The organism is Haloleucobacter ellipsoideus (assembly GCF_052491725.1).
Window position 1 is genome coordinate 381611 of the sequence record NZ_JBQWAR010000017.1, and the last position, 25067, is coordinate 406677.

A 25067-nucleotide genomic window follows, 5' to 3' on the forward strand; every position below is an offset into this window, starting at 1 on the left:
ATGGCGGACCTGAAACAGGCCGATTTCTGGGGCCGTCCGGGGTTGCGGGCGGTTCTGGACGCGCTGAATGCGGATGGCGAGGAAGCCCGCGTGGTGGGGGGCGCTGTCCGCAATGCGCTGCTGGGCGTGCCGGTGGGGGATGTGGACATTGCCACCACAGCCTTGCCGCAGGAGGTGATCCGGCGCGTTGAGGCGGCTGGCCTGAAGGCTGTTCCCACCGGAGTCGAGCATGGCACGGTGACGGTGGTTGCCAACCATCTGCCCTATGAGGTCACCACCCTGCGCGAGGATGTCTCCACCGATGGCCGCCATGCGGTGGTGCGCTTCGGCCGGGATTGGGCGCCGGATGCGGCGCGGCGGGATTTCACCATCAATGCGCTCTATGCCACGCAGCATGGCGCGGTGATCGACCTTGTGAACGGGCTGGCGGATATTGCCCGCCGGCATGTGCGCTTCATTGGTGATGCCGGGGCACGCATCCGCGAGGATTATCTGCGCATTCTGCGGCTGTTCCGCTTCCATGCCGCTTATGGCGCGGGCGATGTGGACACAGAAGCGCTGCGCGCCTGCGAAGGCTTGCGGGCCGGCCTTGCCGGCCTCTCGCGGGAGCGGGTGGGGGCGGAAATGCGCAAGCTGCTTCTGGCCCCTGCCGCAGCCCCCACGCTGCAGGTGATGAGTGACAGCGGCCTGTTGCAGCCTCTTCTGGCCGGCATTGGCGATCCGCCGCTTCTGGGGCGCCTGATGGCCCTTGAACAGGAGTGGGGCGTTGCGGGTGATGCCATGCGCCATCTGGCGGCGCTGGCCGTGCGCGTGCCGGATGATGTGCCGCGCCTGCGCACCCGCCTGCGCCTTTCAAACGAGGAAACCCGCGCACTGGAGGCTCTGGCCCTGCCCCTGCCGGATGCGCTGGACGATGCGAGGGGGCGTGCGCTCCTCTATCGCGATGGTCCGCAGGCGGTGGAAAGCCGTGTGCTTCTGGCCGCGGCGCGCCACCCTTCAGAAGAGCGGATGGCGGCCCTGCACAGGCTGGCCTTGCAGGCCGCCCGGTGGCAGCGCCCTGTCTGGCCGGTGGGTGCGAAGGATTTCATCGCGCAGGGGCTGAAACCGGGCCCGGCTTTGGGTGTGGCCCTGCGGCAGGCCGAGGCGGCATGGATCGCGGCGGACTTCCCCGATGCGCCGGAAACGATTGCGGCGATCGTGAGAGATGTCGCCTGCAGGGTCGGAAGATCCACGCAACAGGACTGAGCACGGGGGCAGGTTTCCGGTCAGCCCTGTCTGCCTGCCTTCTTCAGCAGGGCCGGGCGGAATGGTGGCCTGCGCAAGAGCGCGATCAACCGGCCATAAAAAAGGGTGCACCGGCACGGGAAGGGCTTTCATGCCCGCTCCCAGCCGTGCACCCGTTTTCAGAGGCAGAGCCCGTGGCGAGGATCAGTCCTCGTCGGAATCCTCTTCATCCTCGTCTTCTTCCTCTTCAAACACCAGCAGATCCAGTGTTTCGAGGGCAATGGCGGGAATGGTCTCGGTGCGGAATTCCGGCACCTCGTCCGCATACCAGATCACGGTCACGTCGGAACCGGATTCCGAAACAACGGTAAGGGCAGGGCTGCCCGACTTGAGCTGAACAATTTCACCCGGTTCAAACGCCATGCTGGTCACTCCCGAAGGGGGCGGATTCGCCCCGTTGGACCTGTACTGACCCTAGGCGGGGTTCGTGACGAAGTCATCACAGTACCCGCCCATCAGGGCCATTTGACCACAGGTGGCATGGAGGACAGGATGGAATCCACATTGCCGCCGGTTTTCAGGCCAAACACCGTGCCGCGATCATACAGCAGGTTGAATTCCACATAGCGGCCGCGGCGGATGAGCTGCTCCTCCCGCTCCTGTGCGCTCCAGGGGGTGTGCATGTTGGCGCGCACGAGACGGGGATAGATATCGGCAAAGGCGAGGCCCACATCGCGGGTGAAGGCGAAGTCGTCCTCCCAGCTGCCTTTCCCTTCGCGCGCGCTGTCGAGATAATCATAGAAGATGCCGCCAATGCCGCGCATCTCGTTGCGGTGCTTGAGGAAGAAATACTCGTCGCACCACGTCTTGTAGCGCTCGTAATCGGCCACCTTGTGCGCCTCGCAGGCCGTGCGCATGGCGGCATGGAAGGCGATGCTGTCCGCATCCTCCTGGGTGCGGCGGGCGGCCAGCACCGGCGTCAGGTCCGCCCCGCCGCCAAACCACGCCTTGCTGGTCACCACAAAGCGGGTGTTCATATGCACGGCGGGCACATGGGGATTGCTCATATGGGCAATGAGCGAGATGCCGGAGGCCCAGAATCGGGGATCCTCGTTGGCGCCGGGAATATTGCCGCGAAACTCGGGCGCGAATTCACCGAAGACGGTGGAGGTATGCACGCCCACCTTCTCGAACAGCCGCCCGCGCATGAGGGCCATGGTGCCGCCGCCACCGGGAATGCCGGTATGGTCCTCCCGCTTCCAGGGGGTCCGCGTGAAGCTGGCCGGTGCGCCAGGATACAGGGTATCTGGAGCCTCCCGCTCAAGCGCCTCGAAGGAGGAGATGATCCGCCCCTGCAAATCCTCAAACCATGCGCGGGCCTGGGCCTTGCGTGCTTCAAGACTGGAGTCGGTAGTGGAAGGGGAGGAAACAGGCATGGGCTCGGTCAGCATCTTTCCGGGAAATGGATTTCCCTCTCTTGTGTCGCGCGCGGGGGAGAAAGGCAAATGGTCTGCCCTCAAAGCGGGCGGGGAAAACCGTTTGTCTGGCGCAGGGCCTCTCCCGCCGCCATGGCCGCGCTCATGGCGATATTGAGAGAGCGCATGCCGGGACGCATGGGTATGGTGAGGCGCTCATCCGCCAGATCATGAATGTTTTGGGGCACACCAGCCGATTCCCTGCCGAACAGGAGGATGTCCGAGGCATCAAACCGGAAGTTTGTATAGGGCCGGGTTCCGGCTGTGGTGAAAAGTATCAGGCGGCGCCCCTCGGCCTGACGAAAAGTTTCAAAATCGGCAAAACTGTCGTGCCTGCGCCATTCCACCGCATCCAGATAATCCATTCCGGCCCGCCTGAAGGCCGCGTTGCCCACAGGAAACCCAGCAGGTTCAATGATATGGACAGGAATTCCCAGGCACGCGCCCATGCGCAGGCAGGTTCCGGCATTCTGGGCGATATCAGGGCAATAGAGGGCTAGATGCATGGTTTTATCCGGCAGAACGATACCGCAGGGCGGCGAATAATCCAAAGTCTGTGGGCGAAAAGGCCATATGCGGGACTGCCCTGATCTGGACAAGATGGGGAGAGGGTGCAATTAGAGGCCCTCGAAGGTGGCAGCTTGGCTTCATCAAGACGCCACATTCGCGCCTGTTTGGCCTCTTCGAAACATTCGTATTCGAATTCTGGCCTCTGGCGCGCTTGGGGCGGGTGACAAGATCAGGAATTAACGCCGTGGCACAAACGCAATCCTCGCAGACTCCGCAGACGACGCGCCGGGACTTCCTTTACATTGCGACGGGCGCAGTGGGCGCGGTCGGAGTGGCCGGGCTCGCCTGGCCATTCGTTTCACAGATGCAGCCCGATGCCTCCGTGCTCGCGCTCGCCTCCACCGAAGTGGATCTGGGCCCGATCTCTGAAGGCCAGATGATCACCGTGATGTGGCGCAGCAAGCCGGTTTTCGTTTTCCATCGCACGGCGAAGGAAATCGAGGAGGCGCGCAATGTGGACGTGGCCAAGCTGCCCGATCCGCAGGCTGACGCCGACCGCGTGAAGGAAGGCAAGGACCAGTGGCTGGTCGTCATCGGCATCTGCACCCATCTGGGCTGCGTGCCGCTCGGCCATCAGGGCACCTATGGCGGCTGGTTCTGCCCCTGCCACGGCTCTGTTTATGACACCTCGGGACGTATCCGTCAGGGGCCGGCGCCGCTCAACCTTGAGCTGCCCCCCTACAATTTCGTTTCCGACACCTCGATTTTGATCGGCTGACGCGCGCGTCGCCTCTTCAACAAAGGTTGGACCCATGGAAGGACACTCAACCTACCAGCCCAAGGGGAAGGTGGCGCAGTGGTTTGAAAGCCGCTTGCCGCTTGTGGGGTTGATTCACTCTTCGGCCATCGCCTATCCGGTGCCGAAGAATCTCAATTATCTCTGGACGTTCGGCGCCATCCTCAGCTTCATGCTGGTGTGCCAGATCGTCTCCGGCATCGTGCTGGCCATGCACTATGCGCCTTATGCGACCATCGCCTTCGAGCGTGTGGAGCATATCATGCGCGATGTGAGCTATGGCTGGCTGCTGCGCTACATCCACGCCAACGGCGCCTCGATGTTCTTCATCGCGGTCTATATCCACATTTTCCGCGGCCTCTATTACGGCTCCTACAAGGCCCCGCGTGAAGTGTTGTGGATCCTCGGCGTGATCATCTATCTGCTGATGATGGCGACCGCCTTCATGGGCTATGTGCTCCCCTGGGGCCAGATGTCCTTCTGGGGCGCGACCGTGATCACCAACCTGTTCTCCGCCATTCCGGTGGTGGGCCCGGTGATCGTGGAGTGGCTTTGGGGCGGCTATGCCGTGGGTGATCCCACCCTCAACCGCTTCTTCGCGCTGCATTATCTGCTGCCCTTCATGATTGCCGGCATCGTTGGCCTGCATATCTGGGCGCTGCATCATGTGGGCCAGAACAACCCTGATGGTCTGGACATCAAGAGCGTGTCCAAGGACACCGTGCCCTTCACGCCCTATGCGACGCTGAAGGACCTGCTCGCCATCGTGGTGTTCATCATCTTCTTCTCGTGGTTCGTGTTCTATACGCCGAACTTCCTCGGCCACTCGGACAACTATATCCCGGCCAATCCCATGTCGACGCCGGCGCATATCGTGCCTGAATGGTACTTCCTGCCCTTCTACGCCATCCTGCGTGCGGTGCCGGACAAGCTCGGCGGTGTGCTGGCCATGTTTGCGGCCATCGCGGTGCTGGCCTTCCTGCCCTGGCTGGATACCTCGAAGGTGCGTTCGGCGCGCTACCGCCCGCTGTTCCGCTTCTTCTTCTGGGTCTTCGCCATTGTGGCCGTGGGTCTGGGCTATCTGGGCGCCATGCCGGCGGAAGGCATCTATGTGATCCTTTCCCGTATCTTCGCTGTCTACTACTTCATCCACTTCCTCGTGATCCTGCCGGCTCTGGGCTTCATTGAACGTCCCAAGCCGATGCCGGCCTCGATTGCGGATGCTGTACTCTCGCGGAGCAAGGGTGGGGCCGCAGTGGTCGCCGGGGCAGCCGCCCCGGAGACGAAGTGAGCCAGTGCGGAGAGAGCGACATGAACATTCGTAAGATTCTCTTCGGCATCACGGCCGCTGCCGTTCTGGCCGCCACGCCTGCGCTCACCACAAGTGCGCAGGCCGCGGGTGAGGCTTCGACGCCCACGCGTATGCCCTGGTCATTCTCCGGCCCGTTCGGAACCTATGACCAGGCGCAGCTCCAGCGCGGTTTCAAGGTGTTCAAGGAGGTTTGCGCCTCCTGTCACTCCGCCAACTATCTGGCCTTCCGCAACCTGTCGCAGCCGGGCGGTCCCGCCTTCACCGAAGATCAGGTGAAGCAGATCGCCAGCGAATATCAGGTGCAGGATGGCCCGGACAGCTCCGGTGACATGTTCGAGCGGCCCGCGCGCCTTTCGGACCACTGGCCGGCGCCGTTCCCGAACGAGCAGGCGGCGCGTGCCTCCAATGGCGGGGCCTTCCCCCCGGATATGTCCGTGCTTGCGAAGGCGCGCTCCTATCATGTGGGCTTCCCCGGCTTCATCACCGATGCCTTCATCCAGTATCAGGAATATGGCGTTGACTATATCAACGCCCTGATGACCGGATATGAAGAGCCGCCGGAAGATGTGACGCTGCAGTCCGGCCTGCATTACAACAAGTATTTCCCGGGTCATCAGATCGCGATGCCCAACCCGCTCAGCGATGAGCTGGTGGAATATACCGATGGTTCGCCGCAGACTGTGCGTCAGTATGCCCAAGACGTGTCCGCCTTCCTGATGTGGATGGCAGAGCCGCATCTCGATGCCCGCAAGCGCATCGGGTTCCAGGTGATGATCTTCCTGATCGTCTTTGCCGGCCTGCTCTACTTCACCAAGAAGAAGGTGTGGAAGAACGTCGCCCATTGACGGGAAGGGCGGGTCTCCGCCCTCCTGTTTCCGAGGCGAAATGACAGGAAGGGCCCCATGGGGCCCTTTTCTTTTTTGAGCGCAAGCCGGCCTGTGCATTATTGTGCCGCGCACCGGCCTGTTCATGGCAAAGCGTGTCTAATCTTCAAATGAGGCCTTCATGGCCTGCCTTCCGTGCTTTCCGGGGATTTGCCTGAATGACTGAGAATGAGTTCGCCGATACCATCCGCAGCATTCCAGACTATCCGCGTCCGGGTATCCTGTTCCGGGACATCACCACCATGCTGGGTGATGCGCGCGCCTTTCGCCATGCTGTCGATGCACTGGTTGCACCATGGGCCGGCCACCAGATCCACAAGGTGGTGGGGATCGAGGCGCGGGGCTTCATTCTGGGCGGGGCCGTGGCGCACCAGCTTTCAGCCGGCTTCGTGCCGATCCGCAAAAAGGGCAAGCTGCCCTATGAAACGGTCTGCATGCCTTATGGGCTCGAATATGGGGAAGATGAAATCGAGATCCATATCGATGCTGTCGCGCCCGGTGAGCGCGTTTTGCTGATCGATGATCTGCTGGCCACGGGTGGAACGGCCGAAGGGGCCGTGAAGCTGCTGCGCGGGCGCGGGGCGGTTGTCGAGGCGGCCAGCTTTGTGGTCAATCTCGCGGATCTGGGCGGCGAGGACAAGATGCGCGTGCTGGATGTGCCAATGCACGCGCTGCTCTCATTCCCCGGGCATTGATGAGGCATCTGTGATGCAGGTTGGTCGGATTATCCGGATCACGCCTGCAATTCACGCGCTTCCATCTTGCCGACTTGGAAAACGCGCTTGTAGCGCTCCACCTCATCTGCCGGCCCCATGGCCTTGGTGGGGTTGTCCGAAATTTTGACGGCCGGCCGGCCATTGGCCTCCAGCACCTTGCAGACGATGGAAATCGGGTCCAGCGCCCCACCGGGGGCCAGCCCGCGGAAGTCATTGGTCAACAGCGTGCCCCAGCCAAAGCCGAGCCGGATGCGCCCTTCAAAAGCCTGCTGGATCCGCGCAACCTCATGCACATCCAGCGCATCCGAGAAGATCAGCAGTTTCTGTTTCGGGTCCTGCCCGCGGTCCTGCCACCAGGCAATGGCCTCCTCGCCGCCTTCCAGCGGGTCCTTGCTGTCAATCCGCATGCCGGTCCACTGCGCAACCCATTCTGGCGCATTGGCCAGAAAGCCGGTGGTGCCATAGGTATCGGGCAGGATGATCTTCAGATTGTCGTCATAGTCTTTCTGCCAGTCCGAGAGGACCTTGTAGGGCGCGCAGCGCAGCGCCTCATCGCCATCCGCCAGCGCGGCATAGACCATGGGCAGCTCATGGGCATTGGTGCCTGTGGCTTCCACCTCATGGCGCATGGCAATGAGACAGTTGGACGTGCCCAGAAAACCGGAGCCGAGCCCTTCGAGCAAGGCCTGCACGCACCAGTCCTGCCACAGAAAGCCGTGGCGGCGGCGGGTGCCGAAATCGGCAATCTTCACCTCGCCCAGGCTGCGCAGAAACTCCATTTTCTCCCACACCCGCGCCATCGCCCGGGCATAGAGAATCTGCAGCTCGAACTTGCCGAGCCCCTTGAGAACGGCGCGCGAGCGCAACTCATTGATGATGGCGAGGGCCGGAATTTCCCACATGGTGGTTTCCAGCCAAAGCCCCTCGAATGTCAGCTCATACTGGCCATCGCGCTTTTCCAGATGGTAATCGGGAAAGCGGAAGCTTTCGAGCCAGGCCACATATTCCGGCGAGAACATCTGCCTCTTGCCGTTGAACATGTTGCCGCGCAGCCAGGTGGACTCACCCCGGCTGAGGGACAGCTTGCGCACATGATCCAGCTGCTCGCGCAATTCACCGATATCGACAATATCGGCAATCCTCACGCGCGATGAACGGTTGTGGATGCCGAAGGTCACGCGCGTATCGCGGTGACGGTGAAAGATCATCTGCCCCATCAGCAGCTTGTAGAAATCCGTATCCAGAACGGAGCGGACGATGGGGTCGATCTTCCAGGTGTGGTTATAAACGCGCGTGGCAATATCGGTCATAAGTCCTCCCGGCCGCTGGCTTGGAGCGGGGGCAAACGGTTTCTTCAGGATGCCAGCTTGTGCCGGTCTGGATGAACATCTTCAGGGGTGGAGCGCTTGCAGATGGCGCGGTGGTCTGCGGTGTCACGGCCGGCTGTGCTCGGGAAGCGCATCCCGGATCCATCCCGAAAAATAGTCGGCATAGAGTTGCGGGGCTTCAAGATTCATCGAGTGGCCGATGCCTGGAACCGTCACGAGGCGGCAGTGCGGCATGAGGCGAACCATCTCCTGCAAGGAGGCTTCCTGAATGATCACATCCATCATGCCCCACACCACCAGATGCGGGTGGTGGATCCCTCCCATGCGGGATTTCAGAAAGCCGCTGCGCGCCTCCTGCGTGATGGCATAGGGAGTGCCGAACCAGATGCCGTCCGACACCGCGAAAGCCTGATCGACAATGGTATCGAACAGGCGGGCGCGCGGGCCGAGATCGGGCTTGAAGAGGGCATTGCCGCTTTGCAGGCTTTGCGGCTGGAACAGGCTGGGCGCGGTGTGGGCCATCACCTGCCGGGTCAGCGCCTTGTTCATCTTCATCTGGCCAAAGAAGGCTGCCTTGTCGGGTGGGAAGATGAAGCTTTGCGGGGCGACGGGTGAAAGGGAGAACACGCGGCCAAAGCGCTCCGGCTGCTTCAGCAGCATGCGCGTGGAAATGATGCCGCCGGTGGAGTGGGTGGCCAGATGGCAGAAGGATATGCCCAGCGCATCCAGCAGGCCGAGCATGTCATCGGCATGGCGCGTAATGGAATAGTTGGAAAAATCGGGCAGGGGGGCGGGCTTGTCGCTGTCGCCGCAGCCGCGCCAGTCCACGGCTATGGTGCGCACGCCGCGGGGAAAATGGGGGGCGGCAAGCGAGATCCATTCCTTGCTGGCCAGATTGCCATGAATGAACAGAACAACCGTTTGCCCTTCTCCCCATTCGCGCCAGGCAAATTCGAGCCCGTTTACTTTCACCCGGTTCATGCTCTGCCTCTGCCTCTGGTGAGGAATGTGGAATGCGGCTGTCGCCAGCACGCCAGAGAAACGACTGATTTGGTGGCGCAGCTTATCCGCCCCGGGGAATTGAAGTCCACCTTCATGCCGCCAGATGGGGCTTCTGTTCATTTGTGCAGTGCAATAGAATGCTGTAATGCAATATCAGGCCGGGATACTCTGAAAGGCTGAAAATGAAACGCGAGACTGTGCTGGTGAACCTTGCCCTTCAGGGAGGAGGCTCGCATGGCGCCTTCACCTGGGGTGTGCTGGACCGCCTGCTCGAAGAATCATGGCTTGAAATTGAAGGTGTATGCGGCACATCTGCCGGCGCCATGAATGCGGCTGTCTTGGCCGATGGCTATGTGGCCGGCGGACGGGAAGGGGCGCGCAAGGCGCTGGACAGCTACTGGCTGCATGTCTGCGAGGCGGCCCGTTTCAGCCCCTTCCAGCGTTCGCCGCTGGAGCGGATGATGGGAAACTGGTCGCTGGACCAGTCACCGGGCTATCTGTTCATGGATTTCATGACCCGGATGTATTCCCCCTATCAGTATAATCCGATGGGGCAGAACTCCCTTGCACCGATTCTGGACCGGCAGATCGACTTTGACCGGCTGCGGACCTCGCCGATCAAGCTTTTCCTGACAGCGACCAATGTGCGCACCGGTCGTCCGCGCATTTTCCGCAATCATGAAATCACACCGGCCGTGCTTATGGCCTCCGCCTGCATACCGGCGCTGTTCCAGGCGGTGGAGATTGACGGGGACCCTTACTGGGATGGCGGTTATTCCGGCAATCCGACCCTGACCCCGCTGGTGACCGAGCTGAAATCCGACGATACCATTCTGGTGCCGGTGAACCCGCTGGAGCGGCGGGGAACGCCGCGTACGCCCACGGAAATTCTCAACCGCCTGAATGAGGTCTCCTTCAATGCCGTGCTGGTGAAGGAGCTTTATATGATCGACCTGCTGCAAAAGGCGGCGGGTGGTGCGGGCGAGAATAATGAGGCCGGTGCCTGGGCGCGCATGCGCATTCATGTGGTGCGCAACCCGGTGATGAATGGTCTGGATTTCTCATCCAAGCTGAATGCCGAGTGGGAGTTTCTCTCCATGCTGAAGGCGGAGGGACGCAAGGCCGCTGACCTCTTCCTTGCCGATCATGGTGCGGAGCTGGGCAAGGCCAGCAGCATCGGCTTTGAACAGCTTCTGGGAGAGCTGTAGGTCTGTATGGGGAGGTTGCGCAAAGATTTGCCCGCATTCTCCCTTTAGCCAGAATGAAAAAGGCGCCCCGGAGGGCGCCTTTTTTGTGCGATCGGCAGTCAGATGCGACGCTCAACCATCATCTTCTTGACCTCGGCAATGGCCTTGGCCGGGTTCAGGCTCTTCGGGCAGGCCTGAGCGCAGTTCATGATGGTGTGGCAGCGATAGAGACGGAAGGGATCTTCCAGATTGTCGAGACGGTCACCGGTGCGCTCGTCGCGGCTGTCCTTCAGCCAGCGTGTGGCCTGAAGGAGTGCGGCGGGGCCGAGATAGCGGTCGCCATTCCACCAGTAGCTGGGGCAGGAGGTGGAGCAGCAGGCGCACAGAATGCACTCATAAAGACCATCGAGCTTTTCGCGGTCTTCCTTGGACTGACGCCATTCCTTCTCGGGCGCGGCGCTGTCCGTCTGGAGCCAGGGCTCGATGGAGGCATGCTGCGCATAGAAACGGGTGAGGTCCGGCACCAGATCCTTCACCACCGGCATGTGCGGCAGGGGATAGATGTTCACTGAGCCCTTCACCAGCACCTCGTCCATGCCCTTGGTGCAGGCCAGCGTGTTGGTGCCGCCAATGTTCATGGCGCACGAACCGCAAACGCCCTCACGGCAGGAGCGGCGGAAGGTGAGGGTGGGGTCGATCTTGTTCTTGATCCAGATCAGCCCATCGAGAACCATGGGGCCGCAGTCTTCGCGATCCACATAATAGGTGTCGATACGCGGATTGCGGCCATCATCCGGGTTCCAGCGATAGATGCGGAACTCCGTCAGCTTCTTGGCATTGTTCGGCTTGGGCCAAACCTTGCCGGCCGTGACCTGGGAATTCTTGGGAAGAGAGAGCTCAGCCATGGGTGAGATCCTGAAACGCTGGAGCGGAGGCCGCCCGCAGGAATTCTGGCCATGACCGCGCGCTTGTGCAGCGCGCGGTCAATGGGAATGCTCAGTACACGCGCGCACGCGGCTCAATGTACTGGATATCGTCAGACAGGGTGTAGGTATGCACCGGCCGGTCATCGAGCCGGACCTGACCTGTCGCCGTATCAAGATACGCCAGTGTGTGCTTCATCCAGTTCACGTCATCGCGATCCGGGAAGTCCTCACGGGCGTGGGCGCCACGGCTTTCCTTGCGGTTGGCCGCACTTTCCATGGTGACAACGGCCTGGCCGATCAGATTGTCGAACTCCATCGTCTCCATGAGATCGGAGTTCCACACCAGTCCGCGATCCGTCACGCCAATATCGCTGGCGCTGTCGAACACTTCATGGATGAGCTTGCGGCCTTCCTCGAGCACTTCACCGGTACGGAAGACGGCGCAGTTGTTCTGCATCACCTTCTGCATGTTCAGGCGCAGCTCAGCGGTCGGGGTGCCGCCCTTGGCGTAGCGGAACCTGTCGAGGCGGGAGAGCGCCAGTTCAGCGCTGTTCTCCGGCAGTGGCTCATGCTTCTGGCCGGGCTTCACCAGCTCGGCAGCCCGCAGACCGGCAGCGCGGCCGAACACCACAAGGTCGATCAGCGAGTTCGAGCCAAGGCGGTTCGCGCCATGGACCGAAACGCAGGCGGCCTCACCAATTGCCATCAGGCCGGGCACCACGGTGTCCGGATTGTCGGCGCGCTTGTCGAGAACCTCACCGAAATAATTGGTGGGAATGCCACCCATATTATAGTGCACGGTGGGGATGATCGGGATCGGCTCACGGGTCAGGTCAACGCCGGCGAAGATCTTCGCGCTCTCCGAAATGCCGGGCAGGCGTTCGTGGAGAATGGCCGGATCCAGATGGTCCAGATGCAGGAAGGCGTGGTCCTTGTTCTTGCCAACGCCGCGCCCTTCGCGAATTTCCATGGTGATGGAACGCGAAACCACGTCACGGGAGGCAAGGTCCTTCGCGGAAGGCGCATAGCGCTCCATGAAGCGCTCCCCCTCCGAGTTGGTGAGATAGCCGCCCTCGCCACGGGCACCCTCGGTGATGAGGCAGCCCGAGCCATAGATGCCGGTGGGGTGGAACTGCACGAATTCCATGTCCTGCAGGGGCAGGCCGGCGCGCAGCACCATGCCGCCGCCATCACCCGTGCAGGTGTGGGCGGAGGTGGCGGAGAAGTAGGCGCGGCCGTATCCGCCAGTCGCCAGCACGGTGAGGTGCGCGCGGAAGCGGTGCAGGGTGCCATCATCAAGCTTCAGCGCGATAACGCCACGGCACTTGCCCTGATCATCCATGATCAGGTCGATGGCGAAATATTCGACGAAGAACTCGGCCTTGTGCTTGAGCGCCGCGCCATAGAGCGTGTGCAGCATGGCGTGGCCGGTACGGTCCGCCGCGGCGCAGGTGCGCTGGGCGGTGCCCTTGCCGAAGTGAGTCGTCATGCCGCCGAAGGGGCGCTGGTAGATCTTGCCGTCTTCCGTGCGGGAGAAGGGCACGCCCCAGTGTTCCAGCTCATAGACGGCGGCAGGCGCGTTCCGCACCAGATATTCAATGGCGTCCTGATCACCCAGCCAGTCCGACCCCTTGACGGTGTCGTACATGTGCCATTCCCACTTGTCGTCGCCCATATTGCCGAGCGAGGCGGCAACGCCGCCCTGTGCGGCGACAGTGTGGGAGCGGGTGGGGAACACCTTGGTGATACAGGCGGTGCGCAGGCCCGCCTCCGAGCAGCCCACCACGGCGCGCAGACCTGCGCCACCAGCACCGACCACCAGCACGTCATAGGTGTGGTCTTCGATGGGGTAGGCCGCGCCGAGCTTGGAGGGTGCAGCGGTTGCGTTTGCGGTATCGGCCATATCATCAGCCTCCCAGGCTGATCTTGAGCACGGCGAAGGCGCCGGCAAGGGCAATGATGGTGGTGAAGAAGGTGTTCAGGATGATGAGAAGCACCTTCAGCCCCTCCGTGTGCACATAATCTTCGATCACCACCTGCATGCCGAGACGCATATGGGTGCAGACCGAGACCAGTGTGAGCAGGAGGACAATGCTCACCAGCGGCTGGCCAATGAATTCACGCGTTTCCGCATAGCCGGCACCGGCCAGGCGGATGACGATGAAGATGAAGGCCACCATGAGCAGCAGGTTGGCAAGGCCGGTCGCCCGCTGCAGGAAGAAGTGCTCGGTGCCGGAACCGGAGGCGCCAAGGCCACGCACGCGACCAAGAGGGGTGCGCATGGGGGTATGGGTAGGATTGCTCATCGCGAACTCCTCAACCCTTCAGGCCAAGGCCAATGGCCCAGACCGCGATTGTGAGAATGATGGAGCCGGCAAGGGTCAGCTTGGCCATCAGGACACGCTCATTCGGGCCGAAGCCGTGAATGAAGTCCCAGATGAAATGGCGGATGCCACCCAGGGCGTGATGGATCATGGCCCATGTAAAGCCGAAGAGAACCAGCATGCCGATGATGGAGCCCGCGAGCGAGCTGAAAGTATCGAACGCAGATACGGTGGAGGCAGCGGCAAGCAGCCACCACACAAACAGAACCATACCAAAGTATAGTGCTATCCCCGTAATACGATGGACGATGGACATGACCATCGTGAACAGGGGACGATAGATCTGTAAATGAGGCGAAAGGGGGCGCGAGACGCGCGAAGGGCTGTCGGCCATGAGCCTCCTCCTAAAATTGATCGATCAGGTATCCCAACCGTGTCCAGTTCGCAACAATTCCAAAGGAGAAAACTGCGTTTTCATGCGTAAAATGTAACAATTTTGCAATTGGGCGCAGATTCAGCTTCATGACGTTGCGTCAACATGCGCGCTGTGGCGCATGTGGCGATTTCTCTCAAGCCATTGCAACGGCACTGCACAATGCGCCTCGGGTGCATATTTCGCAAGCATGCCGTTGGGAAGGGCGACTGGCGGCCTGATTCCCGCCTCGGATGTCGCAAATGCACTGATTCTCGCCAGGCGCATAAAAAAACAGCGCCGGAAGTCCGGCGCTGTTCTGAGGTCAGATCAGATCATCAGGAGATCAGAAGCGGTAGGTGACACCGCCACCGATCAGCCAGGGGTTCAGGTCCGCGCGGCCGCTGACAGCGCCGACGCCGGCAACGACGGCATCAAACTTCGGCTCCAGGAAGAGCTTCTTGACGTCGAAGTTGATACCCCAGTGGCGGTCGATCATGTAGTCGAAGCCGGCCTGCAGGGCGAAGCCCCAGCTGTCCTTGATCTTCAGGTCAACCGTGGGGTTGTTCGCCTTCTGGCTGTAGAAGAAGGTGTAGTTCACACCCGCGCCGACATAAGGCTTGAACGCGCCGAAATTGGTGAAGTGATACTGCAGGGTCAGGGTCGGCGGCAGGATCCAGGTGCGACCGATCTTGCCGAGATCGCTGATCGTGCCCGCGCCGTTCACGTTGGAACGGGTGGTGCCGAGGATAAGTTCGGCCGCGAAATTGTTGGTGAAGTAGTAGGTGATGTCGAGCTCGGGGATGACCGAGTCATCATACTTCAGGTCCGAGCCGGGAATGCCGGTCACGTGACCCTTGTCCTGCACGACCACACCAAGCGCACGCACACGGATCTGCCAGGGGCTCTGGGGAGCTTCCACCACTGGGGCCTTGTAGGCCGGTGCAGCCTTCAGATCCGCTGCTGTCGCGTTCCCCGCGACGAGAGCGCCCAGACCAGCCGCAACAATGGCGCTCAAACCAAACTTCTTCATGCCCCGAACTCCGCAAAGTGTATGATTCCCGATGTAACGCTGGTTTCGCGCCATGTCATGTCGTTGAGGTTGATATGAATCAATTCTTAACTTGAAGGTGGCATCCCTGTTGCTTGACTGCCACAGTGGCGCCGCAGGCTCGCCATATTCCTCTTGTCTGGATGACGGGATTCATCAGCATGATTTCTTTTGATGATTTTCCTTGGGTTCGGCGGGAATTCAGACTTATGTCGAGTACAGCATTCCGGGTTTCGGCACGTGTCCGGCAACTTGCAAATACATGCCAGATGCGCTCTGTCGCGCACCTGAGGAGCTGGACCACAGGTGTCATGCTGCTTTTGCTGGGGCTTTCACCCGGGCTTTTCTTCGGCCCGGTGGCAGCGCGCGCGCAAGGGCTGGAGGCCAGCGAGCATGTTCTGGAAGTGGGGAAGGAGGCCCGCTCCTATATCGTCGTGAAGCCCGAGGGGGTGAGCGGCCCGCGCCCGGTGGTCATCGCGCTGCATGGAGCGGGGCAAAGCAAGGAAGGCTTCCGCGACTATTTCGGGCTGGATGCCGCCGCCAAGGCCAATGATTTCATCGCCGTCTATCCGCAGGGCGAGGGGCGTGTATGGAATGACGGTCGCCCCGCCGCCATGCGGCTGAAGGCGGTGCTGAGGCCGGGAGATGATGTGCCGTTTCTTGTCTCTCTGGCGCATCAGCTGGTGAAGGAAGGGGTGGCCGATCCCTCGCGGATCTATCTGGCGGGCATTTCCAATGGCGGCTTCATGGTGGAGCGCATGGCCTGTGAGTTTCCCCATGTGTTTGCCGCATACACGGTCATCATGGCCACGGCGCCGGCCAATTACCGGGAGGAATGCAAGCCTTCGCGCCCGGTGCCTGTCATGTTCATCCATGGCACGGCGGATACGGTCATCGCCTATGACGGCTTCTGGACCCCTCTTGGCGCGACTCTTTCCGCACCGGACAGCGCGGCCCTGTTTGCCGGCCTCAATGGCTGCGGCGCGCCGCAGGAGCGGGCCTTGCCGGATCTGGACAAATGGGATGGCACCTCTGTCACCGAGCAGAAGTGGAGCAATTGCCGCAATGGCAGCGCCGTGCGCTTTCTGACGGTTGAGCGGGGCGGACACCAGTCCCCCGCCCGGGTGGAAACGGCCTCGCCCATCGGGGCGACATTTCTGGGGCTGCGCAATCGCGATATTGATGCGGCAGATGAAGCCTGGCGCTTCATGTCCGCCTTCTCGCTGCCCGGGGGCCGGGTTGCTGAGACGCGCAACCGCAAGCCGGGCCGCAAGCCTGCCGCACCGGCGCAGCAGATGCCCGCGCCCTCCGCCCCTTCAGCCTATGCACCCGCAGCGCCCGAGACAGGCGCGCAGCCGGAAGCCTTGAGCCCCGTGGATCAGGACGGGGCCGCGCGCACCACCCTGTGGTGATGGCGGCACGCACGGGGCATGCCGCCATGCGGATCAGCGGGGGATGAGAACCCAGTAGTCGAGATCGAGGATCACGCTCGGGTCATAGTCATCACCATCCCGGGACGGGAAGCCGTCTGTCGGCTGGTCCTTGGTGGCGATTGTTCTCAGGCGCAGCGCGCCGACATCCTCACGTCCGGCCAGCGGCTGGGCATCCAGCACCTCGCTCCATGCAAACACGGTGTTGCCGGCAAACAGGGGCGCCACATGCCGCCCGCCATTGATGGCCGCAACATGGAAGGCATTGGCCAGACCGTTGAAGGAGAGGGCGCGGGCCAGCGAGATGACGTGGCCGCCATAGATGAGGCGCCGGCCGAAGCGGCCCTGTCCTTCGGTAAACTGGTTGAAATGCACCTTTGCTGTGTTCTGGTAGAGGCGGGTGGCGAGCATGTGCTCGGCCTCTTCCACCGTCATGCCATCCACATGGTCGATCCGCTCACCCACCTGATAATCGCCGAAGCGGGCGGTGGAACCGGAGAGATCATCGCGCCAGTTCTCGATATCGAGCAGCGGCACGGCATCGCCCAGTGCATCCGGGGCAAGGGCCGAGGGCAGGGTGGGGATGACCGGCTCGGGTGTGGGGGCATTCACATCTCCCTTGCGCACCATCACCCAGCGCACATAGTCCAGAACCTCCACGCCATCCTGGTTGAAACCGGTGGAGCGCACATAGACCACGCCACTGGTGCCGCTGGAATTCTCGCGCAGGCCGATGACCTTCGAGACCGCCGTCAGCGAATCGCCGGGATAGACAGGGGCGAGGAAGCGTCCGCCCGCATAGCCAAGATTGGCGATGGCATTGAGCGAAATATCCGGCACGGTCTTGCCGAAAACCGTGTGAAAGACCAGCAGGTCATCCACCGGCGCGCGGGGATAGCCGATGGCCTGGGCGAAGCTGTCTGCCGATTGCACGGCAAAGCGCGAGCCGTAAAGGGCGCTGTAAAGGCTGGTGTCTCCAACCGTCACCGTGCGCGGCGTGGCATGGCGGATCACCTGGCCAACGGTGAAGTCCTCGAAAAAATTGCCCTTGTTGGTCTTGCTCATCGTTTCTCCCCAAAAGCCCTGCACGCCATTCCGGCCTGTGTGCCGCATGTTGGCAGAGGGGCAGGGTGCCATGCAACATAACCGAAAGCCGCGTCTGGAGCGGCATGACAGGGTGGCGTAAGAAACCGGAGCATCAGGCGGGGCCGGATGTCTGGAGCGAAGGAGTGGGCGTGGACGAGGCAGAGTGGCGTCTGGTGGGGCAGGCTGCCGAAACCGCTCCGGTTGCGGCGCGCGGGGTGCGCGTCCACAGCTTTCAGGCGGCAAGGGCTTCGGGTGTGATGCTGCGCGCATGGGGGCGCGGCCTGCTGGGGCTTGCCTTGCCGCCCACCTGCGCCGCCTGCGGGCAGGTGGTGGGGGATGACGGGGGACTGTGCCCGCAGTGCTGGCGGCACTTGCATTTCATCACGCCGCCCTTGTGCGTCCGCACCGGTGCGCCCTTGCGCCGGGTGGAAGGCGGTGCGGAGGATCAGCCCGCCCTCACGCGGGCAGCGGTGGTCGATCCCCCGGCTTTTGACCGCGCCCGTGCCGCCGTGATGTTCAATGATGTGGCGCGCAAGCTGGTGCACGGGCTGAAATATGCGGACAGGCTGGATCTGGCCGCCATCATGGCGCGGATGATGGCGCAGGCGGGCCATGGCCTGCTGGCGGAGGCGGACATGATCGTGCCCGTGCCCCTGCATATGGTGCGCATGTGGCGGCGGCGCTTCAACCAGGCCGCCTTGCTGGCGCGGCATCTGCAAAAGGGCAGGGCGCGGATGGGGCAGGATCTGCCGGTCCGCATGGATATTCTCCACCGTGTGCGCCGCACGCCCTCACAGACCCGGCTGGACCGGATGCAGCGCCGGGCAAATGTGGCCGGAGCCTTCGCCCTTGCCCGCGCGGGGGAGCTGGATGTGCGCGGGCGCAGGGTTCTGCTGGTGGATGATGTCTACACAACGGGGGCGACACTGGATGCCTGCGCCGCCCTTCTGCGGCAGGCCGGCGCGGCGCGGGTGGATGTGCTGACCTTCGCCCGCGTGGATGATCCATATGTTGATGAAACCGATATGACAGGTGCCTTCTGACGTGTCGATTTTGACAATCCGTTATGTTACGTCACTTTCATGACGACCCGTTCCTTGCCTCATACAGCGGTGTAATCCGGCTCCATGAAACCTATTGTCATCTATACCAAGAACTTTTGCCCCTACTGCCACTCCGCGAAGGAATTGCTGCGCCGCAAGGGCTGGACCTTCACGGAAATCGACGTGACCATGGATTCTGAAGGCCAGAAGGAAATGGTGCGGCTTTCCGGCGGGCGCAAAACCGTGCCGCAGATCTTCATCGGCGAAACCCATGTGGGAGGCTGTGACGATCTCTACGCGCTCGACCAGAGCGGGAAGCTGGACGCGCTGGTCAACGGCTAGGTCTTCCGGCCGGTGCGCCGGGCCGGCGGGTCTGGCGGACGGGGGACAGGTGGTGCAGACGGGCACCTGCACCAGCCGATTTCCATCTGTGCCCATGTCAGGCACAATGCCTGCAAGGCCATTTCGGAACAGCGGGCCGCCATGTCCTTCCGGGGCAGGCGCGCCGGCGACAGGCGGGAGCCAAGCAGATGACATCTCCAGAACAAACCGGAACACCTGCTCCGCTTCGTGTCGGACTGGTGCAGATGCGCACGGGCCGTGATGTTGCCGCCAATCTGGATGTCACCCGCGCTCTTGTCCGTGAAGCTGCACAGGCTGGTGCGCGCTATGTCCAGACCCCGGAAATGACCAATATCATCGAGCATGGCCGCGCCGCCCTGTTCGAGGCCATTGTTGAGGAAGGGCAGGACAAGACCCTCGCCGCCCTGCGCGAGCTGGCGCGGGATCTGCGCATCCACCTGCATATCGGCTCTCTGGGCCTGAAGGTGAGCGAGAACCGGGCCGTGAACCGCGCCTTCCTCATCACCCCGGATGGAGCCATCGCCGCCCGGTATGACAAGATCCACATGTTCAATGTCGATCTGGGCAATGGCGAAACCTACAATGAATCCGCCGCCTATACGCCGGGAGACCGCGCCGTTCTGGGCGAGGTGGACGGGATCAGGTTCGGGCTGTCCATCTGCTATGACCTGCGTTTCCCGGCCCTGTTCCGGGCGCTGGCGGAAGCTGGTGCGCAGGTGCTCACCGTGCCGGCCGCCTTTACCCGTCCGACAGGAGAGGCGCACTGGCATGTGCTGCTGCGCGCCCGCGCGATCGAGAATGGCGCATTCGTGCTGGCCGCGGCCCAGGGCGGGCTGCATGAAAATGGCCGCGAGACCTATGGTCACTCCCTGGTGGTGGACCCATGGGGCCGGATTCTGGCCGAAGGGGGAACGGAGCCCGGCATCCTGATCGCCGATCTGGATCTTGGCGCGGTGGAAGCTGCCCGGCGGCGCATTCCCTCCCTCTCCCATGGCCGCCGCTTCGAGGTGGAGGGGCTGGCGCTGGAGAGCCGCCTGCATCTGGTGGGGGAGAGCACGTGATCCGCTATGCGCTGCACTGTGCGGCAGGCCATGCCTTTGAAAGCTGGTTCCCATCCTCTTCCAGCTATGAGGACCAGCGCGCCCGCGGCTTCATCGCATGCCCGCACTGCGGCTCCACACAGGTGGAAAAAGCCATCATGGCCCCGGCTGTCGCCCGCACGGACGGGGCAGTGCGTGTTATGGATGAGCCCGCCCCGCCGCCGGCCGTGCCTGAGGCCGAGCCGCTGCTGTCCGGTCCGGCGCAGGAATTGCGCGAACTGATGCGCCGGGTGCGCGAGCATGTGGTGCAGAATGCGGATTATGTGGGCGATGATTTCGCCCGCATTGCTCGGCGCATGCATGAGGGTGAGGAAGAGCAGCGCTCCATCTATGGCGAGGCGACGCCGGAAGATGTGAGTGCGCTGCATGAGGATGACATCGAGGTCTTCCCCCTTCCGATCCTGCCGGATGAGCGCAACTGAGGCGCGTGCGACGCACCCCTCAGCAAGGTCTTCCCGGCCAATGTCTTTCTGCCGCCAATGTCTTTCTGCCAATGTCTTCCCGGCAGGGCCTCGCCCAACGGGCAGGAGCGCTGCACGCCAGTACCTTCCGGGATCTGGCGCTGCCGGATGATGCGCTTCCTCTCAGGCCGCTCCCTTTCCTGAAGATCCAGGCAGGGGTCGTGCACAGGCGACGGGGCTGATTAGAGGGCGGCAGCTTCCCGCGGGGGGGATTCGACCTCGTGAAGGCGCTCCACCACCGCCTTCTGCACCTTTTCAAACGCCCGCACCTCAATCTGGCGCACCCGCTCGCGCGAGACTCCAAATTCGCTGGCCAGCTCCTCCAGCGTCACCGGCTCATCGCTCAGGCGGCGGGCCTCGAAGATGCGGCGCTCGCGTTCATTCAGCACGCCCAGCGCGCCGGCAAGGGCAGCCCGGCGGTTGTCCAGCTCCTCATTCTCGGCGAAGCGGTCCTCCTGGTTGACCTGATCGTCAACCAGCCAGTCCTGCCACTCCCCACCCTCGGAATCCTCGCGCAGGGGCGCATTGAGAGAGGCGTCACCGGAGAGGCGGCGGTTCATGTCCACCACATCCTGCTCCGAAACGCCGAGCTTGGTGGCGATCTGCTGCACCTGATCGGGGCGCAGATCCCCGTCATCCAGCGCGGAGATCTGGCTCTTGGCCTTGCGCAGATTGAAGAAAAGCTTCTTCTGCGCCGCCGTGGTGCCCATTTTCACAAGGCTCCAGGAGCGCAGGATATATTCCTGAATGGAAGCGCGGATCCACCACATGGCATAGGTGGCGAGGCGGAAGCCCTTGTCCGGCTCGAACCGCTTCACCGCCTGCATCAGGCCCACATTGCCCTCGGAGATCACCTCGGCAATCGGCAGGCCATAGCCGCGATAGCCCATGGCGATCTTGGCCACCAGCCGCAGATGGCTGGTCACCAGCTTGTGGGCGGCATCCCTGTCTCCATGCTCGCGCCAGCTCTTGGCGAGCATGTATTCCTCGTCCGGCGCCAGCATGGGGAATTTGCGGATCTCCTCGAGATACCGCGTCAGTCCACCTTCTGGAGAGGGAACGGGCACGCTCTTGGCCTGCGCCATGGATGGTCTCCTGTTTTTCCGGCCCCCATGATGGGCAACCAGACTCGCAACCGCAATCGCCTGTTGCTGCACTCATCATATAGGAGAAGTGGAAAAGGGCACAGTTATGGCCTCACCCGGAATGTGTGGCACATGGGCGTGCCGCTCATGCCTCTCCTGCACCGGAAAGAACGGCGTGAAGCGCTTCCAGTTCCTCCGGCAGATCACTGTCGAAAGCCAGATGCTGCTCACTGACAGGATGGGCAAAGCCGAGGCGTGCGGCATGCAGCGCCTGCCGTTTCAGCCCCTCCAGCAGGGTGCGGGCTTCCTCCGGCAGGCGGGCGGCCTTGGTGCGGAAGCCCTGCCCATAGACCTCATCACCCAGCAAGGGGTGCCCGATATGGGCCATATGGACGCGAATCTGGTGTGTGCGCCCGGTCTCCAGCTGGCATTCCACAAGGCTGGCGAGCGGTTCGCCATCCGCTCCGGCATAGGTTTCCAGAAGCTGCCAGTGGGTGATGGCTTCACGACCGCTCTGGCGCACCGCCATTTTCTGGCGATGGGTGGGGTGGCGGTCGATCGGCGCGTTCACACTGCCGCGCGGGCGGGGCACGCCCCATACAAAGGCCAGATAGGCGCGCTCCAGCGGCCCGGTGCGGCCATGGTCGGCGAACTGGGCCGCCAGCCCCTGATGGGCCTTGTCATGCTTGGCCACCACCAGCAGGCCGGAGGTATCCTTGTCGATGCGGTGCACGATACCCGGCCGCCGCACCCCGCCAATGCCGGAGAGGCTGTCGCCGCAATGGTGCAGCAGGGCGTTCACCAGCGTGCCGGAGGAATGGCCGGGCGCCGGATGCACCACCATGCCCGCCGGCTTGTCGATGACGATGAGGTCATCATCCTCATAAGCAATGGAAAGGGGGATGTTTTCGGCGGCCGGTTCCGCGGCCTCCGGCTCCGGCAGGGCGATGCTGTAGACATCCCCGGCATTGACCCGCCCGGCTGCGTCCACTACCACACGCCCGCCGAGCTGCACCTGCCCATCCGCCACAAGGCGCTGGATACGGGTGCGGCTGAGGTCTGGCGCATGGCGCGCAAGCACGCGGTCCAGCCGCTGGCCGGCGTCATCCGCGCCGGTCGTGATGGTGAGGCGGGAGGAGGGAGCGGCCTGAGTTTCCGCCATATCCCCGGTCCAGTCCTCGGAGGTGTCTTCACCGGTGCCTTCGGTCATCAGTTCTTCCGTTCGTCGTTCACCGGAGCACCGGCCCGTTCATGATCATGCGCCCCAACCCTGCAGATGAGGCCCCCGAAGCGCCCCTGACCCCGGAGCAGCAGCAGGTTCTCAACAAGTTCCGCCGCTTTTCCTCCGTTTCCATGGTCATCATGTTCGTGGGGATCATCGCGGTTCTCGGTGTCATCAGCTACCGCATGCTCAAGCCCCAGCCAATCGGCACAGGGCAGGTCACGGCGATGCTGCCGGCGGGAGCCAAGGTGGTGTCCACCGCCGTTTCCGGCGATGTGCTGGTTGTGACGCTGGATGTTTCCGGCGCGCTTGAGGTGCGCACCTTTGATGTGCGCACCCTGGCCCCCGGGGCCACGCTGCGCTTCGCCACCCAGCCGGAAGGCGTGCGCTGAGCGCGCGGGGCTATTGCAGTGAGCCTTCCCCATCACCCGGCATGCGCGCGAGCATCATCTGGGTGATGGCCACCAGCATGTCTGCCCGTGCCTTGAGGGTTTCAGCCTCCAGCAATGCCTGCTTTTCCAGCGTGCCATAGGGTGACATCACGGAGAGCGCATTGACCAGCGTCTCGGTGCCGGCCTGCTGGATGCCCTCCCAGTCCGCCTCAAGCTGGTTGGCCTCCAGAAAGGCGGCCAGTGCCTTGAACAGGGCGGGGCGGTCCACTTCCGCTTCCTGTTCCGCACCGGGCTGGAAGTCTGCCTCATAAGGCGCGGTCTCGACCCGGAACTGGCGATAGGCCGTATGCCCGTCCACCTCCTCCAGAATGCGGAAGCGGCAAATGCCGGTGAGATGGATGTGGTAGCGCCCGTTCTCCGTCTCGCGGAACTGGGTCAGGCGGCCAAGACAGCCGACCCTGAACACGGCCGGGCCTTCGGACACCTCGGGCGCGGTCTCATCCGGCTGCACGATGCCGATGAGGCGTGCCCCGCTGAGGGCATCATCCACCATTTGCAGGTAACGCGGCTCGAAAATATTCAGCGGCAGTTCTGCCCGTGGCAGCAGCAATGCGCCCGAAAGGGGGAAAACGGGAATCACCGGCGGAACATCCGCCGGTGACAGATAGGTACGGTTGGATGCCACTGAATTATGTCCTCAGGCGAACAGGATCGCCGAAAGCTTGCGCCGGCCGGACTGGGTCAGCGGATCTGCCGAGCCCCAGGCCTCGAAGAACTGGATGATTTGCTTGCGCGCGGCATCTTCATTCCAGTCGCGGTCATGCTGCACGATATGGAGCAGGTGGTTGAGGGCCTCCTCGCGCTTGCCATGGGCATTGAGCGCGATGGCGAGGTCATAGCGGGCCTGATGGTCCTGCGGGTTCTGGTCCACACCGGCGGCCAGCGCATTCACATCGCCAAGGGAGGCCGCCTGCTCGGCCAGTTCCAGCGCCGCGCGGGCCGCGCCGATGGCGCTGTCATTCTGCCTGTCTGCCGGAACCGAGGCGAGAATGCCCCGCGCCTCCTCCAGCGCGCCGGCCTGAACCTGCGTGCGGACAAGGCCCGAAAGGGCGGCCAGATTGTCCGGCTCCACCTCGAGAACGGCGGCGAACACCTCGGCTGCGCCAGCCAGATCCCCCTCTGCCAGCGCCGCCTCGCCGGATTCGAGCACCTCGGCCAGATTGTCGCCGGCATCCCCACCCGTGAGACGATCCACGAACGACTTGATCTGCCCTTCCGGCAGGGCGCCCATGAAGCCATCAACCGGCTGGCCGTTCACGAAGGCATAGACGGTGGGGATGGACTTGATGCCGAGCTGGCCGGCAATGGCCGGTTGCTCGTCAATGTTCATCTTCACCATGCGCACCTTGCCTTTGGTGGCGGCAACAACCTTCTCCAGCACCGGGCCAAGGGTCTTGCAGGGGCCGCACCAGGGGGCCCAGAAATCCACCAAAACGGGGCGGGTGCGTGATTCCTCAAGAACTTCCTTCATGAAGTTCTCGGTGGTCACGTCAATGACGGGTTCAGCGCCTGCACCATTGGGTCCTGCGCCATTGGCGCCCGGCTGGTTGAACAGCATGTGCTCTGGTCCTCTGGGTGATCTGGTTGCAGCGGATATGGGCATGCCTGCCGGGATTGCGACAGCTTTCACGACACCATAATCACCTTTATGCAAAAGGCGAACAGGCAGCAGGGCGCA

At 62.7% G+C, this 25067-nt stretch carries 27 protein-coding genes; 12 read left to right on the plus strand and 15 right to left on the minus strand.

Going from position 1 to position 25067, the window contains the following annotated elements; translation table 11 throughout:
• Complete coding sequence (locus ACT6QG_RS07045) at nt 1–1245, plus strand: CCA tRNA nucleotidyltransferase (protein WP_444976845.1); 1245 nt, start codon at nt 1–3, stop codon at nt 1243–1245.
• Nucleotides 1246–1428: 183 nt separating this feature from the next.
• Here ACT6QG_RS07045 and ACT6QG_RS07050 read toward each other — a convergent pair whose 3' ends face one another.
• From ACT6QG_RS07050 to ACT6QG_RS07060, 3 genes are all read right to left on the minus strand, one after another.
• Complete coding sequence (locus ACT6QG_RS07050; protein WP_444976846.1) at nt 1429–1647, minus strand: YodC family protein; 219 nt, start codon at nt 1645–1647, stop codon at nt 1429–1431.
• 92 nt (nt 1648–1739) lie between these two features.
• Nucleotides 1740–2660, minus strand: a complete 921-nt coding sequence (gene hemF / locus ACT6QG_RS07055; protein ID WP_444976847.1) for an oxygen-dependent coproporphyrinogen oxidase — start codon at nt 2658–2660, stop codon at nt 1740–1742.
• A gap of 80 nt (nt 2661–2740) precedes the next feature.
• A complete protein-coding gene (locus tag ACT6QG_RS07060) occupies nt 2741–3205 on the minus strand; it encodes a tRNA (cytidine(34)-2'-O)-methyltransferase (protein WP_444976848.1) in 465 nt (154 codons plus the stop codon).
• A 248-nt stretch (nt 3206–3453) separates the two neighbouring features.
• On the opposite strand from ACT6QG_RS07060, the gene petA reads away from it, so the two are divergent.
• The 4 genes from petA to ACT6QG_RS07080 all read left to right on the plus strand — a co-directional run bounded on the left by petA (nt 3454) and on the right by ACT6QG_RS07080 (nt 6896).
• Nucleotides 3454–3987 carry a ubiquinol-cytochrome c reductase iron-sulfur subunit gene (gene petA / locus ACT6QG_RS07065; protein WP_444976849.1) on the plus strand — a complete coding sequence of 178 codons (534 nt, stop codon included), beginning with the start codon at nt 3454–3456 and terminating at the stop codon, nt 3985–3987.
• A gap of 34 nt (nt 3988–4021) precedes the next feature.
• On the plus strand, nt 4022–5296 hold the full coding sequence (locus ACT6QG_RS07070; RefSeq protein ID WP_444976850.1) for a cytochrome b: 1275 nt from the start codon (nt 4022–4024) through the stop codon (nt 5294–5296).
• Between the two features lie 20 nt (nt 5297–5316).
• Nucleotides 5317–6162, plus strand: a complete 846-nt coding sequence (locus ACT6QG_RS07075) for a cytochrome c1 (protein ID WP_444976851.1) — start codon at nt 5317–5319, stop codon at nt 6160–6162.
• Nucleotides 6163–6359: 197 nt separating this feature from the next.
• Entirely contained in the window at nt 6360–6896 is a 537-nt protein-coding gene (locus ACT6QG_RS07080; RefSeq protein WP_444976852.1) for an adenine phosphoribosyltransferase, read from the plus strand.
• 38 nt (nt 6897–6934) lie between these two features.
• On the opposite strand, the gene pncB is transcribed toward ACT6QG_RS07080, so the two are convergent.
• Both pncB and ACT6QG_RS07090 read right to left on the minus strand, forming a co-directional pair.
• Nucleotides 6935–8227, minus strand: coding sequence for a nicotinate phosphoribosyltransferase (gene pncB, locus ACT6QG_RS07085; RefSeq protein ID WP_444976853.1), 1293 nt, complete (start codon nt 8225–8227; stop codon nt 6935–6937).
• A gap of 123 nt (nt 8228–8350) precedes the next feature.
• On the minus strand, nt 8351–9226 hold the full coding sequence (locus tag ACT6QG_RS07090) for an alpha/beta fold hydrolase (protein ID WP_444976854.1): 876 nt from the start codon (nt 9224–9226) through the stop codon (nt 8351–8353).
• A 203-nt stretch (nt 9227–9429) separates the two neighbouring features.
• Between ACT6QG_RS07090 and ACT6QG_RS07095 the strand changes: the two genes are divergently transcribed.
• Complete coding sequence (locus ACT6QG_RS07095) at nt 9430–10455, plus strand: patatin-like phospholipase family protein (protein ID WP_444976855.1); 1026 nt, start codon at nt 9430–9432, stop codon at nt 10453–10455.
• Nucleotides 10456–10553: 98 nt separating this feature from the next.
• Here the strand turns inward: ACT6QG_RS07095 and ACT6QG_RS07100 are convergent, their stop codons facing one another.
• The 5 genes from ACT6QG_RS07100 to ACT6QG_RS07120 form a co-directional block, all read right to left on the minus strand.
• Nucleotides 10554–11339 carry a succinate dehydrogenase iron-sulfur subunit gene (locus tag ACT6QG_RS07100; RefSeq protein ID WP_444976856.1) on the minus strand — a complete coding sequence of 262 codons (786 nt, stop codon included), beginning with the start codon at nt 11337–11339 and terminating at the stop codon, nt 10554–10556.
• Between the two features lie 91 nt (nt 11340–11430).
• Nucleotides 11431–13263 carry a succinate dehydrogenase flavoprotein subunit gene (gene sdhA / locus ACT6QG_RS07105; protein WP_444976857.1) on the minus strand — a complete coding sequence of 611 codons (1833 nt, stop codon included), beginning with the start codon at nt 13261–13263 and terminating at the stop codon, nt 11431–11433.
• A 4-nt stretch (nt 13264–13267) separates the two neighbouring features.
• Nucleotides 13268–13666, minus strand: a complete 399-nt coding sequence (gene sdhD, locus ACT6QG_RS07110; protein WP_444976858.1) for a succinate dehydrogenase, hydrophobic membrane anchor protein — start codon at nt 13664–13666, stop codon at nt 13268–13270.
• A 10-nt stretch (nt 13667–13676) separates the two neighbouring features.
• Entirely contained in the window at nt 13677–14078 is a 402-nt protein-coding gene (sdhC, locus tag ACT6QG_RS07115; protein ID WP_444976859.1) for a succinate dehydrogenase, cytochrome b556 subunit, read from the minus strand.
• Nucleotides 14079–14442: 364 nt separating this feature from the next.
• The gene (locus ACT6QG_RS07120; RefSeq protein ID WP_444976860.1) at nt 14443–15129 is read right to left on the minus strand and encodes an OmpW/AlkL family protein; all 687 of its coding nucleotides are present in this window, start codon (nt 15127–15129) and stop codon (nt 14443–14445) included.
• Between the two features lie 329 nt (nt 15130–15458).
• Between ACT6QG_RS07120 and ACT6QG_RS07125 the strand changes: the two genes are divergently transcribed.
• Entirely contained in the window at nt 15459–16559 is a 1101-nt protein-coding gene (locus tag ACT6QG_RS07125) for a CE1 family esterase (RefSeq protein ID WP_444976861.1), read from the plus strand.
• 33 nt (nt 16560–16592) lie between these two features.
• On the opposite strand, the gene ACT6QG_RS07130 is transcribed toward ACT6QG_RS07125, so the two are convergent.
• Nucleotides 16593–17642, minus strand: coding sequence for a MaoC family dehydratase (locus ACT6QG_RS07130; RefSeq protein ID WP_444976862.1), 1050 nt, complete (start codon nt 17640–17642; stop codon nt 16593–16595).
• Between the two features lie 104 nt (nt 17643–17746).
• Here ACT6QG_RS07130 and ACT6QG_RS07135 point away from each other — a divergent pair, with 104 nt between their 5' ends.
• The 4 genes from ACT6QG_RS07135 to ACT6QG_RS07150 all read left to right on the plus strand — a co-directional run bounded on the left by ACT6QG_RS07135 (nt 17747) and on the right by ACT6QG_RS07150 (nt 20591).
• Nucleotides 17747–18706 (plus strand): ComF family protein, encoded by a 960-nt coding sequence (locus ACT6QG_RS07135; RefSeq protein WP_444976863.1) that lies wholly within the window; start codon nt 17747–17749, stop codon nt 18704–18706.
• A gap of 84 nt (nt 18707–18790) precedes the next feature.
• Nucleotides 18791–19048, plus strand: coding sequence for a glutaredoxin 3 (gene grxC, locus ACT6QG_RS07140; protein WP_444976864.1), 258 nt, complete (start codon nt 18791–18793; stop codon nt 19046–19048).
• A gap of 188 nt (nt 19049–19236) precedes the next feature.
• Nucleotides 19237–20130, plus strand: a complete 894-nt coding sequence (locus ACT6QG_RS07145) for a carbon-nitrogen hydrolase family protein (protein ID WP_444976865.1) — start codon at nt 19237–19239, stop codon at nt 20128–20130.
• Nucleotides 20127–20591 (plus strand): DUF1178 family protein, encoded by a 465-nt coding sequence (locus tag ACT6QG_RS07150; protein WP_444976866.1) that lies wholly within the window; start codon nt 20127–20129, stop codon nt 20589–20591. The genes ACT6QG_RS07145 and ACT6QG_RS07150 overlap by 4 nt, the downstream gene beginning before the upstream one ends.
• A gap of 221 nt (nt 20592–20812) precedes the next feature.
• Here the strand turns inward: ACT6QG_RS07150 and rpoH are convergent, their stop codons facing one another.
• Nucleotides 20813–21715, minus strand: coding sequence for an RNA polymerase sigma factor RpoH (gene rpoH / locus ACT6QG_RS07155; protein ID WP_444976867.1), 903 nt, complete (start codon nt 21713–21715; stop codon nt 20813–20815).
• Between the two features lie 145 nt (nt 21716–21860).
• Entirely contained in the window at nt 21861–22925 is a 1065-nt protein-coding gene (locus tag ACT6QG_RS07160) for an RluA family pseudouridine synthase (RefSeq protein ID WP_444976868.1), read from the minus strand.
• A 41-nt stretch (nt 22926–22966) separates the two neighbouring features.
• On the opposite strand from ACT6QG_RS07160, the gene ACT6QG_RS07165 reads away from it, so the two are divergent.
• Entirely contained in the window at nt 22967–23329 is a 363-nt protein-coding gene (locus tag ACT6QG_RS07165) for a hypothetical protein (RefSeq protein ID WP_444976869.1), read from the plus strand.
• Nucleotides 23330–23339: 10 nt separating this feature from the next.
• Here ACT6QG_RS07165 and ACT6QG_RS07170 read toward each other — a convergent pair whose 3' ends face one another.
• Both ACT6QG_RS07170 and trxA read right to left on the minus strand, forming a co-directional pair.
• Entirely contained in the window at nt 23340–24014 is a 675-nt protein-coding gene (locus ACT6QG_RS07170) for an LON peptidase substrate-binding domain-containing protein (protein ID WP_444976870.1), read from the minus strand.
• A 12-nt stretch (nt 24015–24026) separates the two neighbouring features.
• Nucleotides 24027–24947, minus strand: coding sequence for a thioredoxin (trxA, locus tag ACT6QG_RS07175; RefSeq protein WP_444976871.1), 921 nt, complete (start codon nt 24945–24947; stop codon nt 24027–24029).
• Between the last annotated feature and the right edge of the window lie 120 nt (nt 24948–25067).